The following is a 12928-nucleotide window of genomic DNA, read 5'->3' on the forward strand; positions in this document are numbered from 1 at the left end:
GATTGGTTTTACTCGGCATCCCACCAGAACCGGTCTTGCAGATTCGGGTTCTCAGCGGGGAAGCTGTTATTGAATAGGCGTTCGTTCTGAGGGTATATAAACCGGCGCGGGATACCGCCACCGGGGTTCTGAGGGTTGCTCCCATCCGGATTGGGCTCCAGCTCAGGAAACCCGGTACGGCGGTAGTCCGTCCAGCCTTCCACCTGCGTGAAATGCACCAGGTACAACTGTTGCAATACCGTACGTAAATTGGCAGTACCGTCACCGTCCAGCGTCGCGTGCGCATCCAGGTAGGCATCCAGCTCCGTATCGGAAATGCCACCGGTGACTTCCTGAATGTGGGCACGCACTCCCTCCTGCAGGGCTGCTTCAGCGCCACCCTCGCCCGCCCGAAGCCGGGCCTCGGCTTCCAGGATTTTCAGCTCAGGATAGGTCATAATGGGTACAGACGCATCCTCGGCAGCGTAGAAATCACCCACTCTTTCCAACCCAAAGGAGCGGCGGATAAACCCGTCTTTACGGGGGTCGTCCAGCTCATCGAGCAGATCGGAGAAGTAGGCATCTATCTCTACGTAAGGCGTGTTTTTGAAATAGATGAACCAAGGGTTTTGTTCGGCTTCTGTAAAACCGTAAGCGTAGACCAGCCCTTCGCCGGGAGCCTGAAAAGCATTCGCCATAGCAGCCAGGGCTTTAGCTGGTGCCTCTGCATCCCGCTTAATGGTGTGCATATAATACCGGGCTTTCAGAGCATGGGCGGCTTTGGCCCATAGCGCCAGATCGCCCTGATAAATCACATCGTCATCGCCGGGAGATAACGTACTTTCAGATTGCAGGTCCTGAATAGCTTCGTCCAGAAGGGCCTGTACCGACCGGTACACATCCTCCTGCGAGTCATAATCCGGGCTGAAATCTCCCCCACCCTGAAAGGCCTGAGTGTACGGAATATCGCCCCACAATGACGCGGCAGTACCGAGGTTGAGCGCCATGAGCACTTTGGCTACACCTGCGTAGTGGGGGGCTTGGGCTGCTTCCGATTTTTCAATGATGATATTGAGGACATTAAGCGGCCCATTGTAAAAGTCCTGCCAAATCGGGTTCATATTGAAGGCCTCGTCGAGCAGGTAACTTTCAACGGTCAGCGCACGGTTGTCGACGCCCACAAAGTACTGACTGAAAATACCGGCAATGACGGCAGCTTCTTCCGAGAGGTTCTCTGCGGTCTCTTCCATCGCTGTAGGCAGAAGGACGGTCACCGGCACATCGGTGGGGTCATTGGGGTTGATGTTGGTCTCTTCCAGCTCACAGGCTGCCAGGATAATAGTGGCCAGCAGGAAAAGCGATATATTTCGAAGTAGCATAATTCTGATCTTTTGGTCTGATTAAAATCCTATTTTCAGGTTGACGCCAAGGCTCTGGGTATTGGGGGTATTGAAATAGTCCCGCCCAAAGCTGTTGCTCGCACCGGCGAGGTTGGTCTCAGGATCGATACCGCTGTAATCAGTAAGGAGCAGGAGGTTGCGCCCGCTGATGCCAAGCTCCAGGCTGCGTACCGGCAATTTACCTACAATCGTCTGCGGGAAGCGGTAGCTGACCGTCACCTCGCGCAGGCGCACCCAGGAGCCGTCTTCTATCGAAGCTTCTGACACTCCGGCAAAAGGATAACGGCCGTAGTAACGGGAATCCAGGCGTACAGGCGTGGTATTGGCCTGGCCGGAGACGTCCTCCCCCTCAATGATGGTGCCTTCCGCGTAGACACCTTCCACCACGACTTCTTCTTCACGGCTTTCGGTGCTCTTGTGGATGCCCAGGTTTTGCATAACGCCCACCGTGCCATTGAAGATATCACCACCCTGACGAACGTCGAGCAAAGCAGAGACATAAAACCCTTTGAAGGTAAAGCTGTTGCGTAGCCCCATGATCCAGTCCGGGTTGGGGTCGCCAACGATACCGGGGTCCTGCGGGTCGTAGATAGGATAACCTTCTGCGTCAATAAGCCGGTTACCGTTTTCATCGCGCGACCAGCGGGTACCGTAGAGCACTCCGAAAGGCTCCCCCTCAATGGCGCGGTTGTTGGTGGAAGCAACGCCCGCTGAGCCGAAACTGAGGTCAGGCACGCCTTCGCCCAGTTCTTCCACGGTATTCTCGTTGGCGGTGAAGTTGAGGTCGACATCCCAGCTGAAATCGCGGCCTTTGACCGGTGTACCGCGCAGTTGTATCTCCACGCCGGTGTTGCGTACCCGCCCGGCATTCGTAATGGCCGTTGCGAAACCGGTGGAGAACGTGATGGGCACGGCCAAAATCTGGTCTACACTCTCCAGGTCATACCAAGTGAAATCAATACCCAGCCGGTTTTGGAAGAAGCGGAGGTCTGCACCGATTTCCAGAGTACGCGTCTCCTCGGGGCGCAGATTGGGGTTGCCGATAGATGTGGCCGGGCCAAAGGCGGTCTGCCCTTTCACGGGGCTGCCCAGGACGAAGAAATTATCCAGTGCGTAAGCGAAGGCATCCTTGCCAATCCGGGCGTAGGAAAACCGCAACTTGCCGAAGGAAAAGACAGGGTTCGTGGCCAACCCCAGCGGCTCCGTGAAGACAAAACCCAGACTGTAGCTGTCATAAAAGAAAGGCACTTCAGTGGTGGGCAAGGTCGAAGACCAGTCCCAGCGCCCGGTAAAACTAAAATAAAGGTAGTCGCGGAAACTCAGCTGCCCATCGTAAAAGGTACCAAAAATCTGGCGCCGGGTGACGTTATCATCAGCGAAACTAACCTGAGAGACATTGGAGATATCGTAAAAGTCAGGGATGATAAAATTCTCTCCTTCCGTTACATCCGAATAGCCGCGCTCACTGAAATAGTTGTGCCCCAGCGTCAGCCGTCCGTCAAAGTCCTTAGTCAGGGCGCCCTGTGCGGTGAGCAGGAAGTCAGAGTTCAGGCTGCGGTAGGAGTAAAGGTCGTTGAAGATGACACCCGTACCGAATTCGTTGCTGTTGTTGTCCCAGTAAGAAGTCCGCTCCTCGAAGTAGTAGTCGGTGCCGGCCCGGTAGGAGGCGCTCAGCCATTCGGTAAAGGTGTACTCAAAGCCGGCATTGCCGATAATGCGGTTGACGCGGTCCCGGCTCAGGTTGCGGTTGACCGACCAGAAAGGGTTGTCGTAGGCACTCCAGTAAGTGCGCTGCGTACCGTCTGCAAAGGAATAGGCAGCAGGCGCATCTTCTGCATCCTCAAAACCGTTGGCGAGGTCGAAAGAAACAGGGGCACGGGTCAGCCCGAGCATCACACCAGACAGGTTAGAGCCCCGGTTGGTCCGGTCGCCTCCTGAGTTGGAATAATTGGCCGAAGCGGAAACCTTCAGGCGATCGCTGATGCGCGTGTCACCGGAAACCTTCAGGGTGAAGCGTTCGAAAGTACTGTTGGGGACGATGCCGGTTTGGCGCAGGTAACCACTAGAGACAAAATAGTTGGTCTCCCCGTTGCCACCGCTGGCACTGAGGTAAGTATTGGAAGTCACCCCGGTATTGAAGAAATTGTCGAAGTTGTCAAACGGGACAACCCGTTGGTCAGTGGCCGTGGGGTCACTTTGTCCCACGATGCGGCCGAGGGGGCTATAGCGGTAGGTCCCATCCCCATCATAACGCAGGGTATCCATGCGTGGGCCCCAGGAGCGGTTGGACTCGCCCGGCCCCAGGTAGACGGGGACGTTCCCGGTAGGAGCACCCTGTGCAAAAAGCTGCTGCTGTTGCGGCAGTTGATTGACCCGGTCGAAGGTAACCGACTGGGAGAGGCTGATGCCCCCGCCCTCACGGCCTTTTTTGGTGGTAATCAGTACGGCACCATTAGCAGCCCGCACCCCGTACAGCGCGGTAGCAGCCCCACCCTTGAGTATATTTAGGGTCTCTATGTCATCCGGGTTGATATCAATGGCGCGGTTGGACTGATCCGTAAAGTTGGAACCGGCGAAGCTGTTGTCTATTGGCACCCCATCAATGATAAACAGGGGCGAATTTTCATTCAGGGAAGTACGGCCACGGATCACGATATTGGCGGAAGCACCGGGGTTGCCGGAACTACTGGTGACCTGTACGCCGGCCACTTTGGAGCTCAGGGCATTGACCAGGTTGCTCTCCCGGGCGTTGACCAGTTGTTCGCCGCCCACTTCTTCAGCGGAATAGCCCAGGGCTTTTTTGCTGCGCTCAATCCCGACGGCCGTTACCACGACTTCATCGAGGACCTCCGCAGACTCGCCCATGCGCACATCGATGCTATTGCGGCCTTCAACCGGTACTTCGAGGCGGTCGTAACCAATGTAGGAAAAAATCAATGTGGTTGCAGCCTCGTCTGTATTCAGGCTGTATTGCCCGTTAAAATCAGTGATGGTGCCCACACTTGGGCTGCCCTTCACAAAAACACTTACGCCGATAAGCGGCTGTGGGGGGTCGGCATCGTCTGTGACGGTACCCGATATGGTTTGCTGAGCCATGGCAGGCAGCATACCAAACAGGCACAAGCCGACCACAATAAGGATAGGTCTGTACATGATAAAAATATTTTGGACCGGTGGGAACACCAGCAGAATAGTCAACAGGAAATGCAGGAATGGCAAATGAGGCTGGAACACCTCACGCATAGAAAATGCTGTGCCGGCAGCTGAAAAAGATTAGCAATCGAAGATAGGCTGCAAGCCGGAGAGACTGGGTGTCTCTTGCAGGAAGCGGGTCGTTTTGACCGGATATATGACTTGCTGTATACGCATGTTTTATTTTATAGGCTAATGCAAAAATATGGATTTGCGACCATACTGCCAAATGAGGCCTCTTTTCATCCCGTGCTAAAGGATGGAATCCACCGCCTCAGGACAGGATTGCCATTTGAAATATGGCAAGAAAGTATTTTTTTTCGTAAGTTTGCTTTTCGACTTAATGCAGTCTTTTAATTATGTCAACTCTACATCAGAAAATCAGGGCGACCCTTTCTACCCACAAGCAGCTTAGCTTGATGGGGCTACAGCCTATTTTCGACTGCTAATATCCCTTCCTTTTGAGTCTGTTTCCCTGTTCTGCGTACAGCAGCACTCTTCGTGCCTGTGGTATGGAGGCAGGTCATGTATAGGATCACTTTTGTTTACTAAAACTTTTTGCGATGAAAAGACTAGTACAACTTGTCTGCGTAGCCATAGTACTGGCTACTTTACCGGTTTCTGCACAGGAAACCATTGTATACGATTTTGAAGACGGCGTTATGCCCGAAAGCTTTACGCTGATCAACCGGGATATGCTCGTGCCCAATCAGCCAGATGATGCCGGTTTCGCGGATACGGCCTGGATGGTCATTGAAAGTGGCCTGCTGGAAAGCTTCGGTGCCCTAAGTATCTCTTGGTACGTAGATGATGCCGGCCCGGCAGATGACTGGATGATCCTGCCAAAGATCACCGTTACCGAGAACTCCACCCTGAGCTGGACAGCCATTTCCACCACCTCCTCCGGGGATTTCCCGGACAGCTACCAGGTACTGATCAATCCGGAGGAGCCCACTTTTGAGAGTTTTGAGGCCAACGGCGCTATCCTGGCGAGCTATGACCCTGAGGAGTGGGAGGCTCCACAAATGCGGGAGGCGAGCCTGGCGGATTACGCCGGCCAAAGCGTTCACATTGCTTTCCGCAACATCACCCCGAGCGGCGATGCGCTGCTGATTGATGACATTACCATTACCGAAGGGGAGATCTCCAGTGTAGCAGCATTGGATAACGCTGCCTTTGAGTTCAACCTGGCTCCCAACCCGGCAACTGCAGCAGGTACAACGCTACAGTACACCCTGGAGCAGGCAGCGGATGTCGCAATCACAGTTCAGGACCTGAGCGGCCGTGCGGTACAGGAATTGCGACAAGGCCGTTTGGCAGCAGGCCGCCACAATGTGCAGCTGGAAACAGCCGGATTGCCTGCCGGTGTCTACGTTGTTAGTGTGCGTACTGCTGAGAAAGTCGGCACAACTCAACTTTTTGTTCGATAACCTCTTGATCATTCTCGGGCCGGGCATATTCCCGGCCCATTTTTTTGCCCATATACCTCCTTGACCATGCAAATTAAAACGCTCTTTTTACTCTTGATCGCCCCTGCACTGCTAAAGGCGCAAGGCTACTCCAGTTTTTTCACCGGTGACACTACAGATGTATCCACCGACCCGGTCCCCGGTATCGTCCTGGCGGGCGGTGGTGGCGACAGCGATGAGGCCATGCGGTGGATGCTCGAACGTGCCGACAGCGGCGACGTTGTAGTGCTGCGTGCCAGTGGTTCGGATGGCTACAACGCTTACTTCTTTGAAGAGCTGGGCGTATACGTCAATTCGGTGGAGACGATCCGCTTTGATAATGCAGCTGCCGCTAATGACCCATATGTAGAAAACCAGATCCGCAATGCCGAATGCCTGTTCTTTGCCGGTGGCGATCAGTACGACTACCTTTCGTACTGGCAGGGCACTCCTGTACAGGAAGCCATCAATTACCTAATCAATGAAAAAGGCGTAACCGTAGGCGGCACAAGTGCAGGTATGGCCATTCTCAGCAACTGGTACTACGCGCCCTCGGGCTCCTCCCTCACCACTGAAGAAGCCCTGTCCGACCCTTTCCACCCCGATTACGAGGTGCTGGGGCAAAATGACTTTCTGGAACTACCCTTTCTGGACAATACAGTCACCGACACCCACTACGAACAGCGGGAGCGGCCCGGCCGGCATGTGGGTTTCCTGGCGCGCATCGCAGCAGCTACTCAAAGCCAGTCTTTTGGTATAGCCGCCAATGAATATACCGCTGCCTGTATTGATGAAAACGGTCTGGCACGCGCCTTTGGGGAATACCCGGAGTTTCAGGAAGATATTGTATTTTTCCTGCAGGCCAATTGTCAGAACGAATTCCTGCCCGAAATCATGGAAGCCGGGACACCATTGACCTGGAACCGTGGACAAAGCGCAGTGAAAGTCTATGCCCTGCCTGCCCGTTTGGAAGGGACCGGTACTGTAGACCTGACCGACTGGCAAACGGTACAGGGCGGGGAATGGCAAAACTGGTACGTGGAGTCTGGCGAGCTCATCCGTATTCCGGAGACGAACGGAGATTGCGCCGATGTGCTGACTTCAACCGCTGAGCTCCTGTATAACAGCAGCCTTTCGGTATTCCCCAACCCGGCTTCGGGGCAACTGTTTTGGCACTGGAAAGGACAGGGCAGCACCGGGCAACTGACCCTGCGCACGATAACCGGGCAGCCGGTAAAGCATTGGAGCAATGCCCCCTCTACGTTAGATATTGCCGGACTACCAGCCGGCGTTTACACCCTCGAAGCCATTATCGAAGGACAGCTTGCCATAGCAAGAGTCATTATTGAATAGTCAAAAGTCTGTTGTACCTCAACGCCCAACTACATTGAAATGAAAAAATTCCCGGATACCCTGTTGATCATTTTTGGCATCATGATCGTATTCATTGCCCTGACCTGGATTGTACCTGCTGGTGAATTTGAACGAACGTTGGCCAATGGCAGGGAAGTGCTTGTGCCCGGCTCTTATCAGCGGGTGGAAGCCAACCCTCAGGGCCTGGGCGCCCTGCTTCAGGGGCCTGTCCGGGGCTTTATCTCCGCGGCTCAGATCATTGCTTTTGTTTTTCTGGTGGGCGGTGCCTTTGGTATCATCACCAAGACCGGCGCTATTGACGCAGGGCTGCAGAGCATTATCAACTTCAGCGAGCGCCATCCGCGGTACCGGCACTGGATCCTCCCTCTTGTCATCACACTCTTCTCCCTGGCGGGCGCTACTTTTGGTATGAGCGAGGAGGTTTTGGTCTTTGTACTCATTACTATTCCGCTGGCCCTGGCGCTCGGTTACGATTCCATTACCGGAATAGCGGTCTCTTTTGTGGGGGCCGGACTGGGGTTTGCGGGGGCGTTCATCAACCCTTTCACCATCGGAGTGGCACAGGGCATTGCGGAGTTGCCACCGGCGAGTGGTATGGGCTACCGTCTGTTGGTTTGGGTGGTGACCACGGTGATCGGCATTATCTACATCATGCGCTATGCGCTCCGCCTGGAGCAGGACCCTACGCTCAGTCCGGTTTATGAGCTAGACCAAAAGCGGGACCTTGGGCAATTGGGCAACGCAGAACAGCTTCCCTTCACGGCTGCTCACCGTTATGTCCTTTTGGCACTAAGTGCAGCATTGCTCCTGCTCGTTTACGGCGTCGGGCAATGGGGATGGTACATTAATGAAATAGCCGGGCTCTTCATCGGGCTGGGCATCGTGGCCGCCATCATTTCTCACCTTGGACTGGAAGAAAGTGTGGCCGCATTCAAAGACGGCGCTCAAGATATGATGACGGCAGCCCTTGTGATTGCAATGGCAAAAGGGCTTATTGTCATCGCAGAAGAGGGGAAGATTATCGATACCCTTTTGCATACCATAGCCGGCTTATCGGAAGGGCTGCCCAAAGCAGTGACCGTTGAAATCATGTTCCTCTTCCAGACCCTGCTCAACTTCTTTGTGCCCTCCGGGTCCGGGCAGGCCGCGCTTACGATGCCCATCATGGCACCGCTCAGCGACCTACTGGGGATCAGCCGGCAAACAGCCGTACTTGCTTTTCAATTTGGAGACGGGTTGTCTAACCTCATCATTCCCACGAGTGGAGTTACGATGGGCGTACTGGCTATCGCCAAAATACCTTACAACGTATGGGTCAGGTGGTTTTTGCCCCTTTTCCTGCTGCTCTGCGCAGCCTGTATGCTGCTACTGCTGCCACCGGTCCTGTTATTCGAGTGGGCGTAGGCCTACTCTGCTTTTCCATTCAATATATTCAGGACATCATTGGTGATATCGAAACCATCGCGGGCACCGAGCAGGCTTGAGCCCTGTCCATACTGTAGGATAAAATCATAGCCGCGGGCTTCCTGCAGGCTGTCCATCAGGCTTCGGAGGTTGTCCTGGAAGTCGGCTGCGAGCTGCTGCTGTTCTGCGCCCAGTGTGGCGGAAAGCTGCTCTTGCTCTGCCATCAACGCCTGCTGTTTTTGACCGAGGCGTTGCTCCTCAGCCGCAATCTGATTGGGCGTCAGCAGCCCTTGCTGCACCTTAGACTGCACCTGACGGAACTCCTTTTCAAGGGACTGCATCCGCTGGTTCAGGCTTTGAGAAGCAGATTGCTGCCGACTGGACAGGTCTTCCTGTTTTTTGCGGAAATCGGCATAGTTATTAAGAAGGCTATCGGCATCGATGTAGACAATATCGAGGGTTTCATCTGCTTTGGTAGCTGAAGCCGTTGACGGGCTGTCAGACGCTGATGTACCCGATTGCTGCGTGAACAAGTAGATTACTGCGATGAGCAGGATGGCATTCAATGCCAGGGAAATATTGGCTTTCATTGGTGTGATTTTGCGCAAAGAGACGGAAAAAAAACAAACAGTACAACTTTCGGCTTTTTAAAATTTGATAAACAATTGATCAAAAGGAAGTTGTGGTTGAATTTTAGAGCTTGTAAGGGTAAAAGTACCACACATTTTTCTGTGGGGCCATGATTGGAGCAGGTTTGTTATGAAAATCAAGGCGTTGCAGTAGAAGTAAGCTCCAAACAAACTCTGAGGCCATAAAGGCAAAAAAATACGGGCTACCCTTCCGAAGAAGAATAGCCCGCAGTATAGATTTCTTTTCCCATCAGATGAGAAAGGAATGCTTTATCATTTAGGGACGCGCTGTACCCAGGATGACGCGCTCAACGTGGCTATCACCACCCGCTACATCAACGTGGATGAAGTACATGCCCGCCTGCTGATTAGACAGGTCGAAACGCTCAGTCACGTTCTCAACAGCACCAATCTGACGCTCTTCGATCAACTGACCTACAGCGTTCATGATGCGGATGTTTGCCTCCTGGCCCAAAACAGAGCCGAGGTTCACATTGACATCACCTGCTGTTGGGTTCGGGAATACACTGATTTCTTCGTTCAGGGTAGTCTCGCTAGTCAGGTTACCAGCATCAAACAGGCTGCTGTTGCAGTTGTCTGTAAGGCCCTCGAGGATAGTGATACAAGCGGTGTTCTCCTGGTCGTAGATACGGATATCCACTTCCTCCCCGATTTGGAAAGGACCAACAAAGTACCTTCTTGGGAAGACTACGTTCTGCAGCGCTGGCTGACCACCTGTGTTAGCTATAGTTAAAGCGTTAGCGCTACCTGTGCTGCCGAGGTTCACCAGTACCATAAACACACCATTGTTGCAGTAAGGTACGACCGTAGCAGATGCCGTAGGTGCAACACAGTCCGCAGGCGGCGCTGTGCAGAAGAAGCTTGTTTCTGAACCACCGAAGTCTCCACCGGAAGCTACGACACCACCATCGCTGTCAGACAAGGTGTAGCTGCCATTACCAAAGCCACAGCAAATGCCATCACCGAAGCTGTCGAAGATGGTGTACTCATAGCAACCAGGATCGAGGCAGAACGTTTCTGTCGTCGCATCCAGACCAGCGCTGTAACTTTCTGAATCTACCAGTGTCCCACTAAGATCAACCATCTCCCAGGATGTTTCGCTGGAGAAATTGTCAAAGTCAAGATCAAGGTTGAAAGTCTCACAAGTCACCACACAAGGTGCGCAGGAACCACCGCAGTCAACGCCGGTCTCGTCACCGTTCTGAATGCCGTCATCGCAAGTAGGGGCTGCAACGCAAGGCTCGCAAGAGCCACCGCAGTCCACACCGGTCTCGTCACCGTTTTGGATGCCGTCATCACAAGTAGGGCCACCGCCTACCGCGCTAGCTGAAACAGTAGCTACCCAGCCACCTTGCTGGACAGAACCGTCAGAAGTGAAGTTTACGGTTAAGCAACCGTTACTGGCAGTAGAAGTGAATACGTTGTTTACAGGACTAGGAGCATTTGAGCCATCGATGTCATTTGCACTACCTTCTACTCCGAACGCGTCACTTCCGTCACCAGGTAAACCAGCACAGGAAGCGAAACCTTCTTCACCACAACCACTGATTAGCAGAGGAGCGGCATCACTATCACCATCATAAATGTTAATAAAGTCCCAACATGGAGCAACAGTACCACCACGAGTCTCAACGTCTACGTCAAGAAATTCAATAGTAATGGTACTACCTGCTACGTCCGGGCAGATAACAGCTGTTTCATCAGAGTCGGCAATATACTCGCCAGGGCTGTCGGTGTCGTCATCACAACCAGGGCCACCATTGTCATAATAGTTGACTGTAGTACCCTGCGTAACTGTGAAACTATCATCTGCATGGGTAATATCCTGGGCGTTTACCCCTACCATGCCAAATGCAACGAGCATGATAGTCAATAAGGTGTAATTTAATCTCTTCATAGAATTTGAAGGTTTAATAAACTAAATAATTTGATTTAATGAATATGCATAAATCGATGGTGGTGTTCCGGGGGTAATACACGTTAGTAGAATGCCACGAGCACCGACTGAAACATCAATGAAACTTAGACCAGACTTATTGAGTGGGGGGAAATTATGACTAATTCACGTCAAATATAGTGATAAGTTTAATAAAAGCCTAATCTTGTTGCGGACATTTTCTTTGAATAGAATAAATTACTATTTTTTTCAGCGCTTTGACTGAAAAGAGCCAGGATGCGTTCCCACTCTATTGAAGGCTCAAGGTGTCCCCCGGCAGTAATACGCCCAGCTCAAGCCCGCGCCCGCCCAAAAGGCTATCCTGCACCGTGGTCATGCCAGAGGGGTGCCGTAAAGTAATGACCTGATACTGCCCATGTACCGTAGCAAAACGGCCATCTTCCACTAAAATCGCGGTAGATTCATCAATACCGATCCCAATCTGATCCGGGTGGTCAAGCACCACGGTAATCAGCCGGTTCATACGCATGCGCCAGATAAAATGCTGGTCAATAATGGCGTTATTGAGCAACCCCAGCCCCTCCGCGATTTCCATATTTTCAGATTCAATGGTGCGAAAATCACCGGTATATTCCGGATGTCGGTGCTCATTGCCTGTGATCATTTGGTCACTCATGACGGCGGCTCCGGCACTAGTCCCTGCAATCGTGGCTCCAGCCTGATAAGCCTCATGAATGGCCTCATAGACCGGACTGTCCGCAACCACCTCCATAAACCGGTTCTGGTCCCCCCCGGTGATGTAGATCAGGCGGGCATTGCGCAGAGAGTCTATTGCCGGCTTCGGGTACGCCCCTTTTTGAAAATTATAGGTCCGGAACAGGGATTGCTCGAGACCCAGGCTTGTAAATTGTTTGATCGCATAGTAAGCTGAGGTATCCGGCTCGCCACTGGACATCGGCAGGATGATACCGTAGCCTCCCTGATCAAGCCCGGAGGCTTGTACCAGTGATTGGACCAATCCGGGCGGCCGCTTCCCCCCTCCTATGATGAAGAGTTTACCAAGTGGAGCTGATGTTGCAGGCTCAGCGGCAGGGTTAACCGGCAGTCCGGTCTGATCTGCACAACCTACGGCCGAAAGCATAAAGATCAGGAGTAACGTGATCAGGCGCATATTTCTTTTTTTTGCACAGGCTTAAGAGTGTATTAAAAGCGTGTTGGGGCTTTAGTAATCGGCCAACCAAAAAATGGTTAGTTTCCGACTAGAAGACAAAAGTCCCAACACGCTCTAAGGTAGCTCTTGCCAAATTCAGATTAGAATCGTTGTGGGAAAAGTAGGCTTTCTTTTCGTTTCTAAAACGCTCGCCCCAAAGTTCCGCAATTCCGCCGACATCTATTACAGATGGCGCTGTGCGATCTATGCAGCTCTGTAAAAATTATGGCGTACCCTTCCTTTTTGGGCAATCAGGCATTTCATGGGGCTGGCCGGCCCAATCCTATACCCGGATGATCCACAAAAGTGCGGGCCATTTTTCTCATTCGCTCAAATTCTCAGGCCAATTTTGCAGGTATTCTTTATGAAAGGCT

General features: G+C 52.8%; 8 protein-coding genes. 3 read left to right on the forward strand and 5 right to left on the reverse strand.

Translation table 11 applies throughout. From position 1 onward, the window contains the following. Positions 1-8: 8 nt before the first annotated feature. On the reverse strand, positions 9-1358 hold the full coding sequence (locus RIC19_RS25650; protein WP_350181250.1) for a SusD/RagB family nutrient-binding outer membrane lipoprotein: 1350 nt from the start codon (positions 1356-1358) through the stop codon (positions 9-11). A gap of 21 nt (positions 1359-1379) precedes the next feature. After that, entirely contained in the window at positions 1380-4532 is a 3153-nt protein-coding gene (locus RIC19_RS25655; RefSeq protein ID WP_350181251.1) for a SusC/RagA family TonB-linked outer membrane protein, read from the reverse strand. A gap of 602 nt (positions 4533-5134) precedes the next feature. Here RIC19_RS25655 and RIC19_RS25660 point away from each other — a divergent pair. The 3 genes from RIC19_RS25660 to RIC19_RS25670 all read left to right on the forward strand — a co-directional run bounded on the left by RIC19_RS25660 (position 5135) and on the right by RIC19_RS25670 (position 8797). Next, complete coding sequence (locus tag RIC19_RS25660; protein ID WP_350181252.1) at positions 5135-6001, forward strand: T9SS-dependent choice-of-anchor J family protein; 867 nt, start codon at positions 5135-5137, stop codon at positions 5999-6001. Positions 6002-6067: 66 nt separating this feature from the next. Next, positions 6068-7372 (forward strand): Type 1 glutamine amidotransferase-like domain-containing protein, encoded by a 1305-nt coding sequence (locus RIC19_RS25665; protein ID WP_350181253.1) that lies wholly within the window; start codon positions 6068-6070, stop codon positions 7370-7372. 39 nt (positions 7373-7411) lie between these two features. Continuing rightward, the gene (locus RIC19_RS25670; RefSeq protein ID WP_350181254.1) at positions 7412-8797 is read left to right on the forward strand and encodes a YfcC family protein; all 1386 of its coding nucleotides are present in this window, start codon (positions 7412-7414) and stop codon (positions 8795-8797) included. A 2-nt stretch (positions 8798-8799) separates the two neighbouring features. Here RIC19_RS25670 and RIC19_RS25675 read toward each other — a convergent pair whose 3' ends face one another. From RIC19_RS25675 to RIC19_RS25685, 3 genes are all read right to left on the reverse strand, one after another. Then, on the reverse strand, positions 8800-9387 hold the full coding sequence (locus tag RIC19_RS25675) for an OmpH/Skp family outer membrane protein (RefSeq protein WP_350181255.1): 588 nt from the start codon (positions 9385-9387) through the stop codon (positions 8800-8802). Between the two features lie 316 nt (positions 9388-9703). After that, on the reverse strand, positions 9704-11344 hold the full coding sequence (locus tag RIC19_RS25680; protein WP_350181256.1) for a T9SS type A sorting domain-containing protein: 1641 nt from the start codon (positions 11342-11344) through the stop codon (positions 9704-9706). Positions 11345-11633: 289 nt separating this feature from the next. Next, positions 11634-12515, reverse strand: a complete 882-nt coding sequence (locus tag RIC19_RS25685) for a cyanophycinase (RefSeq protein WP_350181257.1) — start codon at positions 12513-12515, stop codon at positions 11634-11636. Positions 12516-12928: the final 413 nt, after the last annotated feature.

Origin of the sequence: Phaeodactylibacter sp., assembly GCF_040219495.1 — a bacterium.
Taxonomy (GTDB): domain Bacteria; phylum Bacteroidota; class Bacteroidia; order Chitinophagales; family Saprospiraceae; genus Phaeodactylibacter.